The organism is Kitasatospora sp. NBC_00315 (genome assembly GCF_041435095.1).
Lineage (GTDB): Bacteria > Actinomycetota > Actinomycetes > Streptomycetales > Streptomycetaceae > Kitasatospora.
The window spans coordinates 4861701-4883093 of sequence record NZ_CP108025.1 but is presented as its reverse complement, the minus strand read 5'-3'; the positions used below and the strand labels follow the sequence as shown (position 1 = coordinate 4883093).

Sequence of the window (21393 nt, the reverse complement as noted above, 5' to 3'; positions counted from 1 at the left end):
TCGTCCCGGCGATCGGGTTCCTGGTGCCGACGGCGCTGGTCTCGGCGGAACCGGCCTCCGGCTGGGAGGGCGGGGTCTACCGGTGGGTGTCCGAGGGACTGTCCAAGCCCTTGGGCTTCCTCGCCGTCTGGTGCCGGTTCGCGATGACGATCTTCTCCGCACCCGGCCGTACCACCCGCGCGGCTACCGGGCCCCGGCGCTGGTGGTGCTCTGCGCCACCGGTCTGCTCTCGTCCGCCGCCGCCATGGTGATCGGCTTCGTGCCGTCCTCGCAGTTCGGCAACGGGAGCGTCCGGGTCTGCATCGCCATCGTCGGCGGCGGCCTGCTGCTGCTGCTCGGCGTGATCATCCCGTACCTCTTCCTGCGGCTGCGCAAGCCCGGCCGGCGCCTGCCCGAGGGGACCGCCGACGAGAGGGGTCGCCGCGTGAGCACCGGGACGAACTTCGCCCCGGAGCCGACGGGCCCCGAGCCCGACCACGGCGACGGCGACGGGACCGCGCCGGACCCACCGAACGGCCACGGCGCGGCCGGCCCGGGCCAGCGGCCGGTGCTCTCGGACCGCCAGGTGGTGCTCGGCGAGGCCGTCGTGCTCTCCGCGTACTGCCCGGACAAGCCCGCCTCCATCAAGGACAAGATCGCCGATCTCGATCTCCGCGACACCGTTCGGGACTGACCGTCGTCCGCCGCGGGCAGACGACCGCCCGGTACCCGGCATCAGGCGACCGGAACCCGACGCCAGGAACCGACCAAGAGGAGTCCGCATGACCGACGAACTGGCTAGGCGCATAGCCGAGTTGATGCCCAAGGCGAAGAGCGACCTGGCCGAGCTGGTCGCCATCCCCTCCGTCGCCGATCCCCGGCAGTACCCGCCGGAGCACTGCCGCGAGGCCGCCGAGTGGGTCGCCCGGGAGTTCACCGCGGTCGGGCTGCACGACGTCCACCTGGAGGAGACCCCGGACGGCAGTCACGCCGTGATCGGACACCGCCCCCCGCCGCCCGGCGCACCGACCGTGCTGCTCTACTGCCACTACGACGTGCAGCCGCCGTTGGACGACGCGGCCTGGACGTCCCCGCCGTTCGAGCTGACCGAGCGCGACGGGCGCTGGTACGGGCGCGGCACCGCCGACTGCAAGGGCAACATCGTCATGCACCTCACGGCGCTGCGGGCGCTCGGCGAGGACATCCCGGTCGGGCTGAAGTTCGTCGCCGAGGGCTCGGAGGAGCAGGGCACCGGCGGACTGGAGGCGTACGTCCCCCCGCACGCCGGGGAGCTGCACGCGGACGCGCTGCTGGTCTGCGACACCGGCAACGCCGCCGTCGGAGTCCCGACCGCCACCGTCACCCTGCGGGGCCTGGCCAACGTCGTGGTCACCGTCCGGGCGCTGGAGGGCGACGTGCACTCCGGGATGTTCGGCGGGCCCGCCCCCGACGCGCTGGCGGCACTGATCCGGATCCTCGACTCACTGCGCGACGAGCACGGCGGCACCAGGATCAACGGCCTGGACTGTCACGGGGTCTGGAGCGGGGTCGGCTACGACGAGCAGCAGTTCCGCACCGACGCCGGGGTGCTGGACGGGGTCGACCTGACCGGCACCGGCACCGTCGCCGACCGGCTCTGGGCGCGACCCGCCGTCACGGTGCTCGGCATCGACTGCCCGCCGGTGGTCGGCTCGGCCGCCGCCGTCCCGGGCACCGCCCGCGCCCGGGTCAGCCTGCGGGTGCCGCCCGGCACCGACGCGCACGCCGCGTTGGACGCCCTGACCGCCCACCTGACCGCCTCCGCGCCGTGGGGCGTGCGGGTGGAGATCACCCCGGAGGGCACCGGCTCGCCGTTCCGGGCCGCCACCGGCGGGCCCGCGTACGGCGCGCTCGACCGGGCGATGCGGGAGGTCTACGGAAAGCCGATGTCCTTCCTCGGCCAGGGCGGCTCCATCCCGCTGTGCAACGTCCTCGCGCAGACCTTCCCGAGCGCCGAGATCATCCTGATGGGCGTCGAGGAGCCCCGCTGCCTGATCCACGCCCCGAACGAGAGTGTCGACCCGGGCGAGATCGAGCACATGGCCCGGGTGGAGGCCCTGTTCCTGCAGAACTACGCCAAGGCCGGGCGCTCGTGACGGGCGGCCCGGCGGAGGAAGGCCGGCCGCTCGTGACGGGCGGCCCCGAGGAAGGCGGACCACCGATGCCCCGACCGTTCACCGCCGAGGACCACCGAGCCCGGATGACCCGCGCCACCGCCGACGCGGCCGCCGCCGGCCTGGCCGGGCTGGTCATCGCCCCCGGCCCCGACCTGGAGTACCTCACCGGTTACCGGCCCACGGCGATCACCGAGCGGCTGACCGCGCTCGTCCTCACCTCCGGCCGGGAGCCCGCCCTGGTGGTGCCCCGGCTGGAGCGCCCCGACGCCGAGAAGGCGCCCGGCGCGGCCGGGCTGCGCCTGCTCGACTGGGCCGACGGCGAGGACCCGTACGTGACCGCGATACCCCTGCTGGACGCGGGCGGCCGGTACGGGGTCTCCGACTCGACCTGGGCCATGCACCTGCTCGGCCTGCAGACCGCCCTGCCGCGCGCCGGCTGGACCGCGCTCACCTCGGCGCTGCCGATGCTGCGCGCGGTCAAGGACACCGACGAACTGGAGCGCCTGGCCGCCGCCGGCGGCGCCGCGGACTCCGCGTACCGGCGGATCCTGGAGGTCGAGTTCGCCGGCCGCCGGGAGAGCGACGTCGCCGCGGACCTCAGCGCGCTGCTGATCCAGTACGGCCACAGCCAGGTCGACTTCACCGTCGTCGGCTCAGGGCCGAACGGTGCGAACCCGCACCACGAGGCCGGCGACCGGGTCATCCTTCCGGGTGACACCGTGGTCCTCGACTTCGGCGGACTCAAGGACGGCTACGGCTCCGACACCACCCGGACGGTGCACGTCGGCACGGACGTGCCGGACGAGGTGCAGCGCGTGCACGACGTGGTCCGCCGGGCGCAGCAGCTGGCCTTCGAAGCCGTCCGGCCGGGTGTGGAGTGCCAGGAGATCGACCGGGTCGCCCGGCGGGTGATCGTCGAGGCCGGCTACGGCGAGTACTTCATCCACCGCACCGGCCACGGCATCGGCATCACCACCCACGAGCCGCCCTACATGGTCGAGGGCGAACGGCAGCGGCTGGTCCCCGGGATGTGCTTCTCGATCGAACCCGGCGTCTACCTGCCCGGCCGCTTCGGCGTCCGGATCGAGGACATCGTGACCGTGACCGAACGCGGCGGCCGGCGGTTCAACAACACGCCGCACGAACTGCAGTGCGTCAGCTGATCGATTCCTGGGTGAGCACGTCAGGAACGCCAAGAAATCTCCAAGAAACCGTTGATAGGTTCCCCCCGTATGACCGACTTGCTCCGCCCCGCTCCGCCTGACGACCGCACCGACAGGACGCTCCGCGTCCGGCGCGGAGCCGCTCGGCTGCGCCTGCTGGCCTGGCCGGTCTACTTCGGCGTCCTGGCCTGGTACGTGAACGAGAACGGCCTTCCGTACTCCAACGACGTGGTGTTCTGCTGCCTGATCGGCGCGCTGGTCACGGCCGCCGTGCACAGCGGCCGAGGTGTGCGCGGCTCGCTGCTGGTGCTGCGCGACTGGGTGCCGGTGATGGCCGTGGTGTGGGCCTACTCGCTGCTGCGGGGCTACGGCGCACACACTCCGTGGCCGGTGCGGTTCGAACCGCAGCTGACCATAGACACCTTCCTCGGCGGCGGTGAGACCTGGACGGTCCGGCTGCAACGCTGGCTCTCCCATCCGGGCGATCCGCACTGGTACGACTACGCCGGCGTCGCGGTCTACATGTCGCACTTCTTCGTGATCTTCGTGACGCTCGCCGTGCTCTGGCGGCGGAACTACTCACGGTTCCGCCGGCTGCTGGCGGCGTACGTGGTGCTGACCTACGTCGGCTTCCTCACCTACGTGCTCTATCCCGCCGACCCGCCGTGGCTGACCTCCCAGGAGGGCCACATGCCGGCCGTCACCCGGGTGGTGCAGGACCTGCTGAGCTCCAGCGGGATGCCCCGGGCCGGATCGATCTTCGAGAACGGCAGCCAGTTCGCCAACGACGTCGCGGCGATGCCCTCGCTGCACGCCGCCTACCCGATGCTGCTCGCGGTGTTCTTCTGGCGCGGCGCGAGCCAGCCGGTGCGGGTGCTGCTCGCGGCCTACCCGCTCGCCATGGCCTTCATCCTGGTCTACGGCGCCGAGCACTTCATCATCGACATCCTGGTCGGCTGGGCCTTCGCGATCGGGGTCTGGTACGCGCTCAACCGCTTCCTGCGGGTCCGGCGGGCCAGGCGGACCGCACGGGCGACCGTGCGGGCGGCCGCGATGACGCCGCCGGCCTGACCCGGCGCCGGGGCGAGGGCCGCCCACCCCCGGCGCCGGGCCCCGGCCGGGCAGACTGGAGCCGTGCAGACTCCCGCCAAGGCCTCGCGGCCGACCCCCGACCAGCTCGCCGCCGCCCAGGACGCGACCATCCCGGATCTCGCCGCCCCCGGGCTGAGGGTGCTGTTCTGCGGTATCAACCCCGGGCTCTGGTCGGGCGCCACCGGCCACCACTTCGCGCGTCCCGGCAACCGCTTCTGGCCCGCCCTGCACCGCTCCGGCTTCACCCCGCGCCAACTGCGCCCCGAGGAGCAGGAGCAGCTGCTCGACCTCGGCCTGGGGATCACCAACGTCGTCGCCCGGACCACCGCCAGGGCCGACGAACTCACGCGCGACGAGCTGCACGAGGGCGGGGCCGCCCTGCGTGAGCGGGTCGCCCTGCTGCGGCCCGGGGCGCTGGCCGTGCTGGGCATCGGCGCGTACCGGACGGGTTTCGGCGACGCGCGCGCGACCGTGGGCCGCCAGCCAGAGGGGATCGGGGCCACCGAGGTGTGGGTGCTGCCCAATCCGAGCGGCCTGAACGCCCACTACACGCCGGCCGCGCTGGCGGAGGAGTTCCGGACCCTGCGCGAGGCCGTCGGCTGAGCGGCCGGTGGCGGACCGCCCCCACGGGCCGGTCTCAGGCCCGCAGGAACTCCAGCACCGCCAGCACCCGGCGGTGGGTCTCGCCGGCGGGCGGCAGATCGAGATTCATCAGGATGTTGCCGATGTGCTTGCCCACCGCCGCCTCCGAGACCACCAGTTCACGGCAGATCGCGGCGTTGGAGCGGCCCTCGGCCATCAGCGCCAGTACCTCCCGCTCCCGCGGGGTGAGCCGCTCCAGGGGATCGCGGCGGCGCCGGATCAGGCGGCGGACCACCTCCGGATCGACGACCGTGCCGCCGGACGCCGCCGTCCGGACGGCGTCGAGGAAGTCCTCGACCTGGCCGATCCGGTCCTTCAGCAGGTAGCCCACCGCGGAGCCGTCGCCGGAGTCCAACAGCTCCGCCGCGTAGGAGCGGTGGATGTACTGGCTGAGCACCAGAACCGGCAGCCCGGGCCGCTCGGCCCGCAGCTCGACGGCGGCCCGCAGGCCCTCCTCGCTCTGGCCCGGCGGCATCCGGACGTCGGTGACGACCACGTCCGGGTGGTGCTCGGCGACGGCGGCCCGCAGCGCCTCGGCGTCCCCGACGGCGGCCACCACCCGGTGGCCGAAGCGGGTCAACAGGCCGGCCAGGCCCTCGCGGAGCAGCACACCGTCCTCGGCGAGGACGACTCGCAGGCCGTCCGGGGGCGCCGGGTGGCCCGGGGGCGCCGGGTGGCCCGGGGGCGCCGGGTGGCCCGGGGGCGTCAGATGGTTCGGGGCCGGCACGGGACCTCCAGGCGCAGCAGGGTGGGGCCGCCGGGCGGGCTGCTCACCGTCAGCGTGCCGCCCACCACCGACATCCGGTCGGCCAGTCCGGTGAGGCCGCTGCCGGCGGCCGGATCGGCGCCACCGACCCCGTCGTCCGACATCTCCATCGTCAACAGGCCCCCGGCGTAGCGCCCGTCGACCCTGGCGGCACAGGCCCCGCCGTGCCGCGCGGTGTGCGCCAGCGCCTCGCAGACCGCGAACCAGCAGGCCGACTCGACCGGCGCGGGGAGCCGGCCCGGCAGATCGAAGAAGACCTCGACCGGTACGGCGGAGCGGTCGGCCAGGTCGGCGCAGGCGTCCGGCAGGCCCCGGTCGGTGAGCACCTGCGGGTGGATCCCGTTGATCAACTCGCGCAGCTCCGCCAGCACCTCGCCGGCCTCGCGCTGGGCGTCGGCCAGCCGCCCGGCCAGCGGGCTGCCCCCGGGACGGACACCGTGGGCCTCGACGCCACCATCGGCACCGCGGCCGGGGTCGGCACCTTCATGGCCGCCTTCGTGGTGGCCGCCGTCTTCTCGTACGCGGTCGCGGGGCGGCGGCGCGAACTCGGCCTGCTGCGGCTGTCCGGCGCGACCCGGCGGCAGGTCCGCCGGATGGTGCTGACCGAGGCCCTGCTGCTCGGCGTGGCCGCCTCCGGCGCGGGGTGCGCGGTGGGGCGCCAGGGCGCTCCGACGCCGGCCCGGTGGCTGGTCGGGGTCGGGATGGCTCCGCCGGGCTTCACCACGGGGACTGCGCCGTGGCCCTTGTACGCGGCGTTCTGGACCGGCCTGCTGGTGGCGCTGTCCGGGGTGGCCGCCTCGGCCCGGCGGGCCGGCCGGGTCGGCCCGCCGGACGCCCTGCGGGAGGCGGACGCCGACACCGGGGTGATGACCGCCGGACGCTGGTTCTGGGGTCTCGGCCTGCTGCTCACCGCCGTCGCCCTGACGGTGGCGGCACTGGTCACCGACCCGGCCGACCTGCTGCACCGCAAGTCGTACACCACCCGGCCGATGGTGCTGATCAGTGCCTGTGCGCTGCTCGCCCCCGTCCTGACGCCGCCGCTGCTGCGCGCGGCGGCGTGGCTGCCCGCCCGGCGCGGCTCCTGGGCCGGGCGGCTGGTGCGTGAGAGCGCGCTCGCCGGGCTTCGGCGGACGGCGGCGATCGCCGCCCCCGTCCTGGTGTCGGTCGCGATGGCGGGCTCGCTGGCCGGGGCGCTGGAGACGGTGAACGCGGCCAGGGCGAGCGAGGCCCGGGCGCAGAGCGCGGCCGACTTCGTGGTGACCCCCGGCGATCCGTCCCCGGGGCGGGCCGGACTCCCGGACACGCTGCGCGCCGTCCCGGGCGCCGTGGTGTCCGCGACGGCCGCCACCACCCTGACGGTGACCGAGGCGGACGGCAACCGGGCCCGCTCCGAGGCCCGGGCGGCCGACCCGGCCTCGCTCGTCCTGCTCTCCCGCCTCCCGGTGCGGGCGGGTTCGGTGGCCGCACTCGACGACGACGGCATCGTGCTGACCGAGGAGTGGCACCGGCGCGTCGGTGAGCGGATCGAGGTGGCCCGTCCGGACGGCACCCGCACGACCCTGCGGGTGGTCGCCGTCCTGCGGGACGGCACCGGCGACAACGGTCTCTACGTGACCCCGGGCAACGCCCCCGGCGCCCGGGTGGACCGGATCGACGTCCGGTTGCGGCCCGGTACCGACCGGGCCTCGGCGGCGCGACTGCTGCGGGCGGCGGCCGGGGCGTACGGGGCGGCGGCGGCCACCCGGGAGGGCTGGCTCGCGGCCGCGTACCCGGCGACCGACCGGACGGCCGGGCTGCGGACCACCCTGGTGGTGGGACTCGCCCTGACCTACACGGGCATCATGCTGGCCAACATCCTGGTGACGGCGACCGCCGACCGGCGGCGGGAGCTGGCCCTGCTGCGTCTCGCCGGAGCGACCCGGGGGCAGGTGGTACGGCTGGTGAGCGGCGAAGCGCTGCTGGTGGTGCTGACCGCCACCCTGCTGGGCTGCGCCGTCACGGCGGTCGATCTGGCGGGGATGCACGGCGCGCTGGCCCTGCTCGGGGTGCACCCCCCGCTGCTCGTCCCCTGGCGGACGATCGGCGCGGTGGCGCTGGCCGGGGCCGTCATCGCGGTGCCGTGTGCCGCGCTGCCGGCCCTCTGGGTGCTGCGCGGCCGACCGGTCGCGGTGGTGTGCCGGTAGTGACCGCCGGTAGTGACCGGTCGACGGCGCCCGGTCGACGGAGTCCGGCGGACGTCGGACGGGAGCGGTTCAGCGCGCGGCCGCCGGACGGGAGCGGTTCAGCGCGCGGCCGCCGGACGGGAGCGGTTCAGCGCGCGGCCGCCGGACGGGACCGGTTCAGCGAGCGCCGAGGGCGCGCAGCGCGGTGCGCTGGGCGAAGGCGAGCAGGCCGACCGTGAGGGCGGCCATCACCAGGCCGAAGAAGACGTGGCCGAGCGTGGAGGTGACCGCGAGGCCGAGCGCTCCCAGGGCCACGTGGCTGCCGACCCGCAGCGCGATCAGGCCGAGGGCCACCTTGCGGGTGCCCTTGCCGCGCCAGAGTGCCTTCGCCAGCTTGAGGCGCCTGCGCATCAGTGTCAGCGAAACCGTGATGTTGACCGCCGCGAGCAGCACCAGGGCCGGCCACGCCTGCGGGAAGGCCTTGATGATGTCGTAGGCGGCGGCCAGCACCCCCTCGAAGCCGAAGAACCAGACCGGCAGGGCCATCTCGGCGGCGGACGGCGGGGTGTGCTCCCCGGCGGCGGGGCTCGCGACCGCGGCGTGCCCGCCGGTGCTGCTCGTGTTGGCGGTGGTCGTTTCGGCCGGTGCGCTCATGACGGTCTCTCCCCCGAGGTCCATGCCGCCTCGGACGCTGGTCGTCCGAACCGGTGGACACGATTGTGCCGGGCGCGCCCGCGCCGCCACCATGAGCGGGCGTCACCACCTCGGGGTGACAGGTGTCATACGGACGCCGTGCCCGGGCCGTACGCGAGGGGACGGCCGTACGCGAGGGGACAGCCGTCACGCGAGGGGCCGGGCCCGTGGCGCCGTCGACCGGCGCCGGCGGAACGCAGGGGATGAACCGGGTGAATTCGCGGGGTCCTTGATCCGGGCGGAGTGCGGACCGTCCGAGAGGGGCGACGAGCACCGGATACGACCGGGCGGGACGCCTTCCCGGGGATGCTCCGGGCACGAACACCGGAACACCGTTCACGCGGGCCGGAGCGCCGGACGATCCGAACCGGGACCGGCCGCGCGGAGGAATGCCGCACAACGACCGTGGGGCCCGCAGACGAATCTGCGGGCCCCACGGGAGCGACTCACGCCGCGTACTTCGACACCATCATCAGATGACGGTGATGTTCTCCGCCTGCGGGCCCTTCTGGCCCTGCGTGACGTCGAACTGCACCTTCTGGCCCTCGACGAGCTCGCGGAAGCCCTGGGCGCTGATGTTCGAGTAGTGGGCGAAGACGTCGGCGCCGCCACCGTCCTGCTCGATGAAGCCGAAGCCCTTCTCGGCGTTGAACCACTTCACGGTGCCAGTAGCCATATTCATTCTCCTTTGGGGCAGAACCAGCGATCCGCACCTCGCGGATCGCCCTGTCGTCGCTCTGATCGCCCCATCCGGAATGAGATCCGGGCAGAAAACAAAAAGTGCGCCCCAGGTCGAAACCAGCAGGCGCACACATAAGTTCATGGGAACCAAAACTGCAACTGGTATCGACAGTAGCACGAACCGGCGGGCGGTTGACGGGGGGACGCCAGAAAATTCAGACCTCGCGCCACCGGGCCCGGATGTGCGAGGCTCGACTCTGAGGACCACTCACTCCCCCGATCACACCCCGTGAGGCAACATGCGCTCCACCATCGCCGGCCGCTCGTTCTACCTGGAGGCGAACGAGGTGGAGAAGGCCATGGCCGGGATCAAGCCGGAACCCGCCCTGGCCGAGGCCGTCAAGATCGGACGCCGCTGGTACCCCGTCAAGCAGGTGGGTGCGATCATCACCCGCCAGGACCGCCGGGACTTCAGCGCCGCCGAGGTCTACCGCGCCATGGAGCGACTGGGCTTCACCTGTCGCACCGCTCCCCCGGCCGAGGCTCCCGAGCCGGTCGAGTCCGGCGAGACGACGGACCCGACCGCCTTCTGACCCGGCGCGCCCGGCAGGCGCGCCCGAACCACCGCCCGGGCCACCGGGCCTTCAGGCATGTCCGCGGTCGCCGTGCGGGGGGGCGGCTCAGTCGGCCGCCCGCCCGGCCGTGGTGCCGGGCGGGCGGATGCCCAGGGCGAGTGCGGCCACGCAGCGCCGCATCCGCTCGGCCGGATCCTCCGCGCCCCACCCGCCGATCATCAGCAGGTGGTGGACGGTCCCCACGATCGCCAGGGCCAGCGCCGCCGCATCGGTCTGCGGCGCCACCCGCCCCAGCTCCCGCTCCGCCTCCAGGTAGGCCGCCAGCGCGTCCTCGACCTGTGCCATCCCGGGCGCGCCGGCCTCCATCGCCGACCGCACCCGCGCCGAGGCGCCCGCCCTGGTCAGCGCGAGCCCGGCGACCGCAGGGCCGTTCGAGGCCAGCAGCGCCAGTGCCGTGCCGGTCAGGTTCCCGGCCACCGTCGCCAGGCCCGCCCGTGCGGGCAGAGCCGCCGCCTCCCGCGCCGCTGCCCCGAGGCGGTCGAGCACCAGCTCCGCCACGAACTCGTCCAGATCCGCGAAGTGGCTGTACAGGAGCCCCTTGGCGACGCCCGCCTCGCCGGTGACCGCCCGGTTCGACAGACCTCCCGGCCCCTCGGCGGCCAGCACCCGCTCCGCGGCCGCGAACAGCCGCTCCCGTACGTCCACGATCGGTACGCCTCGGGGTGACATGGCTCTCCTCCACTGCTCGGGCGCCGGCTCTCGGCCGCCACCCCTTGCCGGTATGGGCGCCTGCCCATACTGTATGAGCAGGCGCCCATTCTAGAGCGTCGCCCGATGCCGAGCAGAGGGAGTCCGTGATGCATCCCGTCGTCAACACCGCACAGGCCGAAGCGTGGAACGGGTACGAGGGCGGCCACTGGGCCGACCACCACGACCGGTGGAACGCCGTCAACGGGGGCTTCGACGAGCACCTCTTCGCCGCCGCCTCGATCGGCCGGCGCGAGGAGGTGCTCGACATCGGCTGCGGCACCGGGCAGACCACCCGGCTGGCCGCCGCGCAGGCCGCCGAGGGCCGGGCCCTCGGCGTCGACCTGTCCGGCCCGATGCTCGCGCGCGCCCGCGCCCTCTCAGCGGAACAGGGCCTGGAAAACGTCTCCTTCGTCCAGGGCGACGCCCAGGTCCACTCCTTCCGGCCGGGCGGTCACGACGTGGCCGTCAGCCGGTTCGCGACGATGTTCTTCGGCGATCCAGTCGCTGCCTTCGCCAACATCCGCCGCGCTCTTCGGCCGGGTGGCCGCCTCGCGTTCGCCTGTATGGGCGATCCCGACCGCAACGCCTGGGTGCACGTGCTGTCCGGGCTCCGCGCGTACCTGCCGATGCCGGGCTCCCCCGCTCCCGGCGAGCCGGGCATGTTCTCGCTCGCCGATCCCGCCCTGGTCCACACCGTCCTGACCGGCGCCGGCTGGACGGAGGTGGCCGCCACCACCGTCGAGGCACCGATGCACTGGGGCCGGGACCCGCAGGACGCCGCGGCCCTGCTGCTCGGCTCCGGCCCCGGCCGGCACCTGCTCTCCCAGGTCGACGAGCCGACCGCGCGACGCGCCCGGGCGGCCCTCACCGACGCCCTGCGGCCGTACGCCGGGACCGGGGGCGTCCGGCTGCGGGGTTCGGCCCTTCTGGTCACCGCCGTCGCGCCCTGAGCCGCCCCTGCCCCGTCGGGGCCGCCCGGAGACCGCCCCCGCCCCCCGCCCGGCCCGGCGGGGCCGCCCGAGGGCGATCGGGGCCGCCCCCGCCCGGCTCACTCCTCGATCGCGCCGCCGGTCGCCCGCAGGTGCTCCCGGAAGGTCAGCCCGGGGTTCAGCTCGCGGGCGGCCAGGTAGCGGGCGAAGCCGGTCTGCTCGCGCAGCGAGGTGCCGGCCCGCAGCACCGCCGCCTGCCGCTGCTCGATCCCGCGAATGGCCTCGGCCACCGCCACGATCTCCCCGGTCTTCGCCGCCGGGAGGAAGAGCACACCGTCGCGGTCGGCGGCGACCACGTCCTCGGCCGTGACCACCCAGGATCCGACCCGCGCCCGGTCCAGGCCGTCCGGGTGGCGGGCGTCGACCCGCAGCGGCCCGGCCGGCGTGGCGCCGAGGGTGAAGACCGGGAGCCCGATCCGCAGCAGCTCGTCCGTGTCGCGGTGCAGCCCCCAGACGACCATCCCGGCCAGGCCGGCGCGCTGCACCTCCAGCACCGCCAGATCCCCGACGCACGCCTCGTCGAGCCGGCCCCCGTTGTCGACGACCAGCACGTCGCCCGGCCGCGCGTGTTCCAGCACCTCGAAGAAGATGTCCACGCTCCCGACATGACGCACCGGCAGCACCCGTCCCGCGCAGCGCATCCCGCCGGACAGCGCCGTCAGCCCCGCCGGGGCGCACCGCACCGGGAGGCCGAGGCGTACGCACGCGTCGGCCAGGTGCGGGGTCGACAGGCCCGCCAGGGCTCTCGGCTGCCGCTCGCTCATCGGGCTCTCTCCTCGTCGGTTCTGGTGCCGCCCCGGACCCACGCCCCGGGCCACGATGTGGGGCAGGGCGGAGCTGGGCGGTGCGGGGCAAGGGCGGTGCGGGGCAAGGGCGGAGGCTGCCGGACGCGCGCCCCTGCCCCGCCCTGCGGCCGCCGAGGACCGCACCCGGGCGGATGCGGTCCCGATCGCCTCAGCCGCCGAACTTCTCGTCGGTGGAGACGATCTCGCGGCCGAGCGGCATCAGCGAGATCGGGATCATCTTCAGGTTCGCCCAGCCGAACGGGATCCCGATGATGGACAGGAACAGCGGGATGCTGGTCACCACGTGGCCGATGGCCAGCCAGATCCCGGCCACCACGAACCAGATGATGTTGCCGACCAGCGAGGGCGCCCCGGCATCGTCGCGCTGCACGGTCGTGCGGCCGAACGGCCACAGCACGTACCCGGCGATGCGGAAGGCGGCGATGCCGAACGGGATGGTGATGATCAGTACGCAGCAGATGATCCCGGCGATGGCGTAACCGAGTGCCATCCAGATACCGCAGAAGATCAGCCAGATGACGTTCAGGACAAACCCGAGTACCTTCATGCGATCCAGCTTCGCACGGCCCGCCGCCGGGCCGCCCGACATCGGCGGCCCGGCGGGCGGGCGCTCAGCCGAGCGGTTCGCGGGCGTTCTGCAGCCGGTCGGCCTCGGCGATCTCGGGGTGGTGCAGGTCGAAGGCCGGCGACTCGGACCGGATGCGCGGCAGCGTGACGAAGTTGTGCCGCGGCGGCGGGCAGGAGGTCGCCCACTCCAGCGAGCGGCCGTAGCCCCAGGGGTCGTCGGCCTCCACCTTCTCGCCGTACTTGGCGGTCTTCCAGACGTTGTAGAGGAACGGCAGGGTGGAGAGGCCGAGCAGGAAGGAGCCGATGCTGGAGACGGTGTTCAGGGTGGTGAAACCGTCCGAGGCCAGGTAGTCGGCGTAGCGGCGGGGCATGCCCTCGGCGCCGAGCCAGTGCTGGACCAGGAAGGTGGCGTGGAAGCCGATGAACAGCGTCCAGAAGTGGATCTTCCCGAGCCGCTCGTCGAGCATCCTGCCGGTCATCTTGGGCCACCAGAAGTGGAAGCCGGCGAACATCGCGAAGACGACGGTGCCGAAGACCACGTAGTGGAAGTGGGCGACGACGAAGTACGAGTCCGAGACGTGGAAGTCGATCGGCGGGGAGGCGAGCAGCACGCCCGTCAGACCACCGAAGAGGAAGGTCACCAGGAAGCCGACCGTCCAGAGCATCGGCGTCTCGAAGCTCAGACTCCCCCTCCACATGGTGCCGATCCAGTTGAAGAACTTCACCCCGGTCGGCACGGCGATCAGCAGCGTCATGACGGAGAAGAACGGCAGCAGCACCTGGCCGGTGACGAACATGTGGTGGGCCCAGACGGTGACCGAGAGGCCGGCGATGGCGATGGTGGCCGCGATCAGACCGGAGTAGCCGAAGATCGGCTTGCGGCTGAAGACCGGGATGATCTCGGTGACGATGCCGAAGAACGGCAGCGCGATGATGTACACCTCGGGGTGGCCGAAGAACCAGAAGAGGTGCTGCCAGAGCAGGGCCCCGCCGTTGGCCGGATCGAAGACGTGCGCGCCGAACTTGCGGTCCGCCTCCAGTGCCAGCAGCGCGGCGGCCAGCACGGGGAAGGCGAAGAGCACCAGGACGCTGGTGAGCAGGATGTTCCAGACGAAGATCGACATCCGGAACATGGTCAGACCCGGGGCGCGGAAGCAGATGATCGTGGTGATGAAGTTGACCGAGCCCATGATCGTGCCGAAGCCGGAGAGCGCCAGGCCCATGATCCACAGGTCGCCGCCGACGCCCGGGGTGTGGATCGCGCTGTTCAGCGGCGCGTAGGCGAACCAGCCGAAGTCGGCCGCGCCCTCCGGGGTCAGAAAACCGCTCACGGCGATCAGCGAACCCAGCAGGTAGAGCCAGTAGGCGAGCATGTTCAGGCGGGGGAAGGCGACGTCGGGGGCGCCGATCTGGAGCGGCATGATCCAGTTCGCGAAGCCGGCGAACAGCGGCGTCGCGAACATCAGCAGCATGATCGTGCCGTGCATGGTGAACAGCTGGTTGAACTGCTCGTTGGACATCAGCTGCAGGCCCGGCCGGGCCAGCTCCGCCCGCATCAGCATCGCCATCACGCCGCCGAACAGGAAGAACACGAACGCGGTGGTCAGGTAGAGGCTCCCGATCCGCTTGTGGTCCGTGGTCGTCAGCCACGACACCAGCATCCGTCCGCGCCGGGCCCGCCGGGCACCGCCGCGGCGCGGACGGTGCGGGCGGCGCGGTGCTCGCTCGGCGGGTTCGGTTCTCGGCAGCAGGGTCATGGCCGCGCACCTTCCAGGTCACCGTCACGGGTAGTCGGTCAACCACTACCAGTCACCGGCGCGGCGCGCGGGCGGCACGCCGGACGGGCCCGGCGCTCCCTCGGCCGGACGCGCTCGCGGGGGCGCCGGCCCGGGTCGGGCCGGCGGGAGCACGCCGGGGGACGGGCGGCCTACGCCCGGCGGGCGCCCGGCCACTGGTCCACCGGCAGCGGGCCCCGGTTGACGACCGTACGGATGGCGAAGGTGCTGCGGGCGTCACGCACCGGGGCGATGGCCAGGATCTCGTCCAGCAGCACCTGCTCGTACGCCTCCAGGTCGGGCACCGCCACCTCCACCAGGAAGTCGGCCTCCCCCGACACCAGGTGGCAGGAGACCACCGCCGGGATCGCGGCCAGCGCCTCCTGGAGCAGCCGCGAGGTGGCACGGGAGTGCTGGTCGACCTTGAGCGCGACGAAGACGGTCAGCCCGAGACCGAGCCTGGCCCGGTCCAGTTCGGCGTGGTAGCCGGCGATGACCCCGTCGGCCTCCAGCGCCTTGGTACGCCGCAGGCAGGAGGACGGTGACAGCCGGACGGCCTCGGCGAGGTCGACGTTCGGTGTCCGTCCGTTGCGCTGGAGGTGCTCCAGAATGGCGCGATCGATGCGGTCGTACATCGGCCCCGGCATGGTGTGCGGCATGACCCCGATTCTGTCGCACGATCCGCCGTCGCCGCGGGCTTTCGGCACCGAATCCGCCATCGCGTGCCGCGGATCGGGGAGCATGCTCCTCCCATGACGACCCAGTCACCCCCCTCACTCCTGTCGACCGCCGGTGCGACCGCGCACTACATCGGGGCGCTGCTCGGACCCAGCCTGCTCTTCCTGCCCGGCCTGGCCGCCCGCGAGGCGGGGCCCGCCTCGCTGCTGTCCTGGCTCGCCCTGCTCCTGCTCTCCGGGCTGATCGCCGCCGTGTTCACCCGCCTCGGCACCATGCCGGGCCCGGCGAGTGCGAGCGGCGTCGCCGGGTACACGGCCGCCGGGCTCGGCCGCCGCGCCGGTCGCGCCGCCGCCTGGTGCTACCTCGCCGGGGTGGTCACCGGTGCGCCGGTGGTCTGCCTGATCGGCGGCGCCTACGTGGCCGACGCGCTCGGGCTCCCCGGCCGGACCGCCACCGCCGCGCTGGTACTGCTCGCGCTGGTCCTGGCCATGCGGTTGGCGGACGTCCGCACCGGCGCCCGGCTCCAACTGGCACTGGTCGCCGCGCTGAGCACCCTGGTGGTGGTCGCCGTGGCGGGCTCGGCCGGCGCCGCCAGGGCCGCCAACTGGACGCCGTTCGCGCCGCACGGGTGGGGCGCGACGGGCACCGCCGCGGCCTCGGTGATGTTCGCCTTCATCGGCTGGGAGGCCGCCGCTCCGCTCACCGTCCGCCTGCGCGACCCGCGCCGCCAGCTCCCCCGGGTGGTGGCGATCGCCTTCGTCGTCACCAGCCTGCTCTTCCTGGCGCTGGCGGCCGCCACGGTCGGCGTCCTCGGGCCCCGGGCCGCCGGGCCCGTGCCGCTGGCCGACCTGCTGCGCACCGTGATCGGCGGCGGCGGCCCGGCGGTGGCCGCCGCCACGGCCGTCCTGCTCACCCTGGCCGCGACCAACACCTATCTGACCGGCGCCACCGCGATGGCCGCCGAACTACTCACCCGGCGACGCTCCCCCGAGGCGCCGCAGGCCCGGACGCAGGCCCGGACGCAGGCCCGACGGGACACCGGACCGGACCGCGACGCGAACGGCGTGACCGACGTGGACGGCGTGGACGACGCGAACGGCGTGGACGACGCGAACGGCGTGACCGGCATGGACGGCATGACCGACGCACCCGACGCCCCCGGCGGCGCCGCGCGCCCGGCGCGGGGGCTCGGCGTCGTGGCGGCCATCGCCGCGGTCGGCGGGCTGCTGCTCGCCCTCACCGGCGCCGGCGCGGTGACCACCGCCCAGCTGGTCGCCCTCCCGACCGCGCTCTTCCTGATCGTCTACCTGGGCTGCATGGCCGCCGCCGTCCGCCTGCTCACCGGCGCGCTGCGGCCGGCCGCGCTGGTGGTCTGCCTCGCGACGGCCTGCCTGCTCGGGTACGAGGGGTGGGCCACCGCCGCGGCGGTCGCCCTGGCACTGCTGGCGGCGGCGGCGCCGACCCGGGGCGGCCCGCTCGCCCGCGTCCGCACGGGCCGCGGCAGTGGCGGCGGCAGTGGCGGCGGACGTCCGCCGGCGGACGCGCCGCCCGGCTCCCCGCGCTCGGGAGTCGGCGTCGGCGGGCGCTGACCGGCGGCCCGGGCGCGCCGGCGCCGGGGTGGCCCACCGGCGGGGCCGGGTGACGGCGCCCTACGGCCGGTGGCCGGCCATCCGTTCCAGACGGGCGATCCGCTCGGCCATCGGCGGGTGGGTGGAGAACAGCCGGGCGCCCGCCTCCCCCGGGCGGAACGGGCTGGCGATCATCATGTGGCTGGCCGTCTGGAGCTGGGGCTCGGGCGGCAGCGGGAGCTGTCGGGTGCCGATGTCGAGCTTGCGCAGGGCGCTCGCCAGGGCGAGCGGATCACCGGTGATCCGGGCGCCGTCGGCATCGGCCTGGTACTCCCGGGAGCGGCTGACGGCCAGCTGGATCAGACCGGCCGCCAGCGGCCCGAGGATCATGATCGCCAGCATGCCGAACAGGCCCGGTCCGTCGTCGTCCTCGCTGCGGCCGATCGGCACCAGCCAGGCGAAGTTCACCAGGAACATCACCGCCGAGGCGAGTGCGCCGGCCACCGAGGAGATCAGGATGTCGCGGTTGTACACGTGGCTGAGCTCGTGGCCCAGCACTCCGCGCAGCTCGCGCTCGTCCAGGATCTGCAGGATCCCGTCGGTGCAGCAGACGGCGGCGTTGCGCGGGTTGCGGCCGGTGGCGAAGGCGTTCGGGGCCGGCGTCGGCGAGATGTAGAGGCGGGGCATCGGCTGGCGGGCGGAGGTCGAGAGCTCCCGGACGATCCGGTAGAGCACGGGCGCCTCGATCTCGCTGACCGGCCGGGCCCGCATCGCGCGCAGGGCCAGCCTGTCGCTGTTCCAGTACGCGTACGCGTTGGTGCCCAGCGCGACCAGCAGGGCCAGCACGAAGCCCGTACGGCCGAAGAAACTGCCGATCAGCAGGATCAGCGCCGAGAGGCCGCCGAGCAGGACGGCCGTCCTCAGTCCGTTGTGCCGGCGGTGCACGGCAGACCCTCCTGGTGGTGCGGTGGGAACCCCTCTGACTCGTTCCCGTGCCGGATCAACGGACGGGTACGGCGGCCTTGTTCCCTTGTGCCCGCGCGAGCGCCCCGCGCCCCGCCGCGGCCGGCCCCCGCAGGGGCCCTTGGACCGGCCGTCCGGCGGGGTCAGAACAGGCTGCCGCCGACCACCTGGAGGACCAGCTGCGGGGCCACCGAGAGCACCACGGCGACGGACGCGGTCAGCGCGAGGGTGGCCGTGAGCGGGACGGGCAGGCGCCCGGCCGGGGCCGGTCCGGGCTCGCCCGCGCCCGCCGGGGCGAACAGCCTCGCCGTCCAGGCCAGGTAGTAGAAGAGCGCGACGACCACGTTCACCGCCATCACCACGGCCAGCCAGCCGAGACCGGCGTCGACGGCGGCGCGGAACACCACGACCTTGCCGAACAGCCCGATCACGCCCGGCGGCAGCCCGGCCAGGCAGAGCAGGAAGAAGGCGAGCGCGAGGGCCGTCCAGCGGCGGCGGGCGAACAGCCCGCGGTGGTCGTCCAGCCGGGTGCCGCCGTTGCGGGCGACCACCGCCACCACCGCGAAGGCGCCGAGGTTGACCACCCCGTAGATCAGCCCGTAGGCGGCGGTGGCGCCGATCGGGTCGCCGCCCCCGGCGTACCCGGCGGCCGCGATCGGGACGAGCAGGTAGCCGGCCTGCCCGATGGAGGACCAGGCGAGCAGCCGGACGGCGCTGTACGCGGTGTCCCCGCGCTGGCGCAGGGCCGCCGTGTTGCCGGCCGTCATGGTGAGGGCGGCCAGCACCGCGAGCACCAGGCCCCAGGTGTGGCCGTACGGGCGGAAGCCGATGCCGGTGACCAGGGCCAGGCCGGAGAGGCCGGCCGCCTTGCCGACCACCGAGAGGTAGCCGGCCACCGGCAGCGGGGCGCCGGTGTAGGTGTCGGGCACCCAGAAGTGGAACGGGACGACGGCGATCTTGAACGCGAAGCCGACCAGGACGAGCACGGCGCCCGCCTCGGCCAGCGGCGTCAGCCGGCCGGGTGCGTGGGCCAGGCCGTCGGCGATCGCGACCAGGTGCAGGCTGCCGGTGGCGGCGTAGACGAAGCTGACGCCCATCAGCATCACGGCGGTGGCGGTGACCGAGGAGAGGAAGAACTTCAGCGCGGCCTCGGCGCCCCGGCCGTCGCGGCGCAGCGCGACCAGGGCGAACGCGGGCAGCGAGGCCACTTCCAGGGCGATCACCAGCGTGGCCAGGTCACGGGCGGCGGGCAGCAGGGCGGCGCCCGTCGCGCTGGCGAGCAGCAGGAACCAGTACTCGCCGCCGGGCAGTCTCTCCTCGTCCACGGTGTGGATCGAGAGCAGCGCGGCGATCAGCGCGCCGCCGAGGGCGAGCAGCTGGAAGACCAGCGCGAAGTGGTCGGCGACGTAACTGCAGCCGGCCGTGGCGGAGCCGCCGGCCAGCGCGGCGCCGGTGGCACCCGACGCGTCCCCCAGGCAGAAGGTCGCGCGGGGTGTGCCGCCGGTGAGCGGCAGCAGGGCGACGAGTGCGAGGGCGAGTCCGGCGACGGAGAACCAGCCGAGCAGCGCCTTGCGGCGCTCGGGCAGGAAGAGGTCGGCGAGCAGGACGGCAAGGCCGGTCAGGCCGGCGATCAGCGGTGGTGCGACGGCCACCCAGTCGACGGACTGGATGAGGCCGCCCGGGTCGGCTACGGCGAGGGAGGTCACAGTGGGCTGCCCCGTGAGGTGAGAGCTGAGCTGCGTACCGAGCGTGGTGGCGAGCTGGGCGGCGGGCATGGGTCAGCCACCCCCGAGCAGGTGCTTGACGGCCGGGTCGGAGAAACCGAGCAGCAGGGCGGGCCAGAGACCGGCGAGCAGGGTGAGCGCGGCCAGCGGGGTCCAGCTGAGGGCCTCGTACGGACGCAGGTCGGGGAGTTCGGCGACGGCCGAGGGCTGCCTCGGATCACCCATGCAGACGCGCCTGATCACGATCAGCAGGTACGCGGCGGTGAGGAGGGTGCCGAGGCCGGCCAGCACCATGTACGTCACGAAGGCGGGCCGGGAGAGCCCGGCGGCCGGATCGAAGGCGCCGAACATCGCGAGCAGCTCGCCCCAGAAGCCGGCCAGGCCGGGCAGGCCGAGGCTGGCGACGGCGGCGAAAGCGAGCAGTGCGCCGATCCGCGGGGCGCGCCCGTAGAGGGCCGCCCCGGTGGCGCCGGAGAGGGTGTCCAGGTCGGCGGTGCCGTAGCGGTCCTTGACGGCGCCGACGATGAAGAAGAGCAGGCCGGTGATCAGGCCGTGGGCGATGTTGGCGAACAGGGCGCCGTTCACACCCGCCGGGGTGAGGGAGGCGATGCCCAGCAGCACGAAGCCCATGTGGCCGACCGAGGAGTAGGCGATCAGGCGCTTGAGGTCGCCCTTGGCGCCCGGCCGGGCGAGGGCCAGGCAGGCCAGGGAGCCGTAGACGATGCCGACGGCGGCGAACGCCCCGAGGTAGGGGGCGAGGGTCGCCGTGCCGTCCGGGACGACCGGGAGCAGGACGCGGACCAGGCCGTACGTCCCCATCTTCAGCAGCACCCCGGCGAGCAGCACGGAGCCGACGGTGGGTGCGGCCGTGTGGGCGTCCGGGAGCCAGCTGTGCAGCGGCCAGGCGGGGGCCTTCACGGCCAGCCCGACCATGATCGCGAGGGCGGCGGTGACCTGGGTGGTGTGGCTGAGGCCGCTGCCGTGGGCGGCGGCCAGCGCCTGCATGTCGAAGGTGCCGGCCTTGGTGCCGACCAGTAGGAAGCCCAGCAGCATCACGGCCGAGCCGAGCAGCGTGTAGAGGATGAACCGGTTGGCCGCCGGGACGCGCTGCCCGCTGCCCCAGCGGGCGATCAGGAAGTACATCGGGATCAGCACGATCTCGAAGGCCAGGAAGAAGAGGATCAGGTCGAGCACCGCGAAGGTGGCGAGCATGCCGACTTCGAGCAGCAGGAAGAGGCCGACGAAGGATCGCGCGGACGGGACGCCCTCACCGCTGGGGAGCCGCCGCGCGGAGTACAGCGCGCAGAGGAAGGTGAGCAGGGCGGTGAGCACGATCAGCGGCAGTGAGATGCCGTCCACGCCGAGGTGCAGGCGCACGCCGATCGCCGGGATCCAGGCGATGTCGGTGGTGGCCTGCATCCGGCCGGGCCGGCCGTGGTCGAACCCGGCCGCGAGCGCGAGGGTGAGCAGCAGCACGATGCCGGTGACGGCGGTGTTGAAGCGCAGCGCCCGCCGGTCGGCCGCGACCGGGTCGCTGCCCAGGACCGGGGTCAGGCAGGCCGCGGCGCCGAGCAGCGGCACCAGCAGGAGGGCGATGAGGACCGCGTTCATCGGGGGCTCCAAACGGCTGCTGCGGCGGGCGGGGTGGTGAGCGGCGGGTGCGC

At 74.0% G+C, this 21393-nt stretch carries 20 protein-coding genes and 1 pseudogene; 9 read left to right on the top strand and 12 right to left on the bottom strand.

The annotated features are described in order from the left end of the window. Positions 1 to 130 precede the first annotated feature (130 nt). The 5 genes from OG823_RS20155 (at position 131) to mug (ending at position 4993) form a co-directional block, all read left to right on the top strand. Positions 131 to 673, top strand: coding sequence for a hypothetical protein (locus OG823_RS20155; RefSeq protein ID WP_371480991.1), 543 nt, complete (start codon positions 131 to 133; stop codon positions 671 to 673). An 88-nt stretch (positions 674 to 761) separates the two neighbouring features. Beyond that, complete coding sequence (locus OG823_RS20150; RefSeq protein WP_371480990.1) at positions 762 to 2114, top strand: dipeptidase; 1353 nt, start codon at positions 762 to 764, stop codon at positions 2112 to 2114. A gap of 65 nt (positions 2115 to 2179) precedes the next feature. Further along, a complete protein-coding gene (locus tag OG823_RS20145; RefSeq protein ID WP_371480989.1) occupies positions 2180 to 3298 on the top strand; it encodes a M24 family metallopeptidase in 1119 nt (372 codons plus the stop codon). 69 nt (positions 3299 to 3367) lie between these two features. Continuing rightward, a complete protein-coding gene (locus OG823_RS20140) occupies positions 3368 to 4369 on the top strand; it encodes a phosphatase PAP2 family protein (protein ID WP_371480988.1) in 1002 nt (333 codons plus the stop codon). Between the two features lie 63 nt (positions 4370 to 4432). Next, complete coding sequence (mug, locus tag OG823_RS20135) at positions 4433 to 4993, top strand: G/U mismatch-specific DNA glycosylase (RefSeq protein ID WP_371480987.1); 561 nt, start codon at positions 4433 to 4435, stop codon at positions 4991 to 4993. A gap of 34 nt (positions 4994 to 5027) precedes the next feature. Here mug and OG823_RS20130 read toward each other — a convergent pair whose 3' ends face one another. Then, a complete protein-coding gene (locus OG823_RS20130) occupies positions 5028 to 5669 on the bottom strand; it encodes a response regulator (RefSeq protein WP_371484559.1) in 642 nt (213 codons plus the stop codon). Between the two features lie 68 nt (positions 5670 to 5737). Next, positions 5738 to 6214 (bottom strand): annotated as a pseudogene (locus OG823_RS20125) (sensor histidine kinase); the annotation flags it as partial. Between OG823_RS20125 and OG823_RS20120 the strand changes: the two are divergent. Next, entirely contained in the window at positions 6131 to 7981 is a 1851-nt protein-coding gene (locus OG823_RS20120; protein ID WP_371484558.1) for an FtsX-like permease family protein, read from the top strand. The pseudogene OG823_RS20125 and the gene OG823_RS20120 sit on opposite strands and share 84 nt — an antisense overlap. Positions 7982 to 8137: 156 nt before the next feature. On the opposite strand, the gene OG823_RS20115 is transcribed toward OG823_RS20120, so the two are convergent. Next, positions 8138 to 8614, bottom strand: a complete 477-nt coding sequence (locus tag OG823_RS20115) for a hypothetical protein (RefSeq protein WP_371480986.1) — start codon at positions 8612 to 8614, stop codon at positions 8138 to 8140. Between the two features lie 511 nt (positions 8615 to 9125). Continuing rightward, positions 9126 to 9329, bottom strand: a complete 204-nt coding sequence (locus tag OG823_RS20110) for a cold-shock protein (protein WP_190215485.1) — start codon at positions 9327 to 9329, stop codon at positions 9126 to 9128. A gap of 304 nt (positions 9330 to 9633) precedes the next feature. On the opposite strand from OG823_RS20110, the gene OG823_RS20105 reads away from it, so the two are divergent. Next, a complete protein-coding gene (locus tag OG823_RS20105) occupies positions 9634 to 9927 on the top strand; it encodes an SCO5918 family protein (RefSeq protein ID WP_371480985.1) in 294 nt (97 codons plus the stop codon). Positions 9928 to 10014: 87 nt separating this feature from the next. On the opposite strand, the gene OG823_RS20100 is transcribed toward OG823_RS20105, so the two are convergent. Further along, positions 10015 to 10638, bottom strand: coding sequence for a TetR/AcrR family transcriptional regulator (locus OG823_RS20100; protein ID WP_371480984.1), 624 nt, complete (start codon positions 10636 to 10638; stop codon positions 10015 to 10017). Positions 10639 to 10766: 128 nt separating this feature from the next. Here OG823_RS20100 and OG823_RS20095 point away from each other — a divergent pair, with 128 nt between their 5' ends. After that, positions 10767 to 11609: a class I SAM-dependent methyltransferase gene (locus tag OG823_RS20095; protein ID WP_371480983.1), complete on the top strand. Its 843-nt coding sequence runs from the start codon at positions 10767 to 10769 to the stop codon at positions 11607 to 11609. 98 nt (positions 11610 to 11707) lie between these two features. On the opposite strand, the gene OG823_RS20090 is transcribed toward OG823_RS20095, so the two are convergent. From OG823_RS20090 to OG823_RS20075, 4 genes are all read right to left on the bottom strand, one after another. Then, the gene (locus OG823_RS20090) at positions 11708 to 12412 is read right to left on the bottom strand and encodes an RraA family protein (protein WP_371480982.1); all 705 of its coding nucleotides are present in this window, start codon (positions 12410 to 12412) and stop codon (positions 11708 to 11710) included. Positions 12413 to 12602: 190 nt separating this feature from the next. After that, positions 12603 to 13001 carry a YccF domain-containing protein gene (locus OG823_RS20085; RefSeq protein WP_371480981.1) on the bottom strand — a complete coding sequence of 133 codons (399 nt, stop codon included), beginning with the start codon at positions 12999 to 13001 and terminating at the stop codon, positions 12603 to 12605. A 64-nt stretch (positions 13002 to 13065) separates the two neighbouring features. After that, a complete protein-coding gene (gene ctaD, locus OG823_RS20080; RefSeq protein ID WP_371484556.1) occupies positions 13066 to 14682 on the bottom strand; it encodes a cytochrome c oxidase subunit I in 1617 nt (538 codons plus the stop codon). Positions 14683 to 14948: 266 nt separating this feature from the next. Beyond that, a complete protein-coding gene (locus OG823_RS20075; RefSeq protein ID WP_371480980.1) occupies positions 14949 to 15455 on the bottom strand; it encodes an Lrp/AsnC family transcriptional regulator in 507 nt (168 codons plus the stop codon). Positions 15456 to 15548: 93 nt separating this feature from the next. On the opposite strand from OG823_RS20075, the gene OG823_RS20070 reads away from it, so the two are divergent. Continuing rightward, on the top strand, positions 15549 to 17063 hold the full coding sequence (locus OG823_RS20070; protein ID WP_371480979.1) for an APC family permease: 1515 nt from the start codon (positions 15549 to 15551) through the stop codon (positions 17061 to 17063). 60 nt (positions 17064 to 17123) lie between these two features. On the opposite strand, the gene htpX is transcribed toward OG823_RS20070, so the two are convergent. From htpX to OG823_RS20055, 3 genes are all read right to left on the bottom strand, one after another. Beyond that, positions 17124 to 17987 (bottom strand): zinc metalloprotease HtpX, encoded by an 864-nt coding sequence (gene htpX, locus OG823_RS20065; protein ID WP_371480978.1) that lies wholly within the window; start codon positions 17985 to 17987, stop codon positions 17124 to 17126. Positions 17988 to 18148: 161 nt separating this feature from the next. Then, on the bottom strand, positions 18149 to 19780 hold the full coding sequence (locus OG823_RS20060; RefSeq protein ID WP_371480977.1) for an NADH-quinone oxidoreductase subunit N: 1632 nt from the start codon (positions 19778 to 19780) through the stop codon (positions 18149 to 18151). A 3-nt stretch (positions 19781 to 19783) separates the two neighbouring features. Next, complete coding sequence (locus OG823_RS20055; protein ID WP_371480976.1) at positions 19784 to 21340, bottom strand: NuoM family protein; 1557 nt, start codon at positions 21338 to 21340, stop codon at positions 19784 to 19786. Between the last annotated feature and the right edge of the window lie 53 nt (positions 21341 to 21393).

Coding starts and splice junctions, on each gene's coding strand:
- OG823_RS20150 (WP_371480990.1), top strand. CDS start 762: ATGACCGACGAACTGGCTAGGCGCATAGCCGAGTTGATGCCCAAGGCG.
- OG823_RS20145 (WP_371480989.1), top strand. CDS start 2,180: ATGCCCCGACCGTTCACCGCCGAGGACCACCGAGCCCGGATGACCCGC.
- OG823_RS20140 (WP_371480988.1), top strand. CDS start 3,368: ATGACCGACTTGCTCCGCCCCGCTCCGCCTGACGACCGCACCGACAGG.
- OG823_RS20115 (WP_371480986.1), bottom strand. CDS start 8,614: ATGAGCGCACCGGCCGAAACGACCACCGCCAACACGAGCAGCACCGGC.
- OG823_RS20110 (WP_190215485.1), bottom strand. CDS start 9,329: ATGGCTACTGGCACCGTGAAGTGGTTCAACGCCGAGAAGGGCTTCGGC.
- OG823_RS20105 (WP_371480985.1), top strand. CDS start 9,634: ATGCGCTCCACCATCGCCGGCCGCTCGTTCTACCTGGAGGCGAACGAG.
- OG823_RS20100 (WP_371480984.1), bottom strand. CDS start 10,638: ATGTCACCCCGAGGCGTACCGATCGTGGACGTACGGGAGCGGCTGTTC.
- OG823_RS20095 (WP_371480983.1), top strand. CDS start 10,767: ATGCATCCCGTCGTCAACACCGCACAGGCCGAAGCGTGGAACGGGTAC.
- OG823_RS20090 (WP_371480982.1), bottom strand. CDS start 12,412: ATGAGCGAGCGGCAGCCGAGAGCCCTGGCGGGCCTGTCGACCCCGCAC.
- OG823_RS20085 (WP_371480981.1), bottom strand. CDS start 13,001: ATGAAGGTACTCGGGTTTGTCCTGAACGTCATCTGGCTGATCTTCTGC.
- ctaD (WP_371484556.1), bottom strand. CDS start 14,682: ATGCTGGTGTCGTGGCTGACGACCACGGACCACAAGCGGATCGGGAGC.
- OG823_RS20075 (WP_371480980.1), bottom strand. CDS start 15,455: ATGCCGCACACCATGCCGGGGCCGATGTACGACCGCATCGATCGCGCC.
- OG823_RS20070 (WP_371480979.1), top strand. CDS start 15,549: ATGACGACCCAGTCACCCCCCTCACTCCTGTCGACCGCCGGTGCGACC.
- OG823_RS20060 (WP_371480977.1), bottom strand. CDS start 19,780: ATGCCCGCCGCCCAGCTCGCCACCACGCTCGGTACGCAGCTCAGCTCT.
- OG823_RS20055 (WP_371480976.1), bottom strand. CDS start 21,340: ATGAACGCGGTCCTCATCGCCCTCCTGCTGGTGCCGCTGCTCGGCGCC.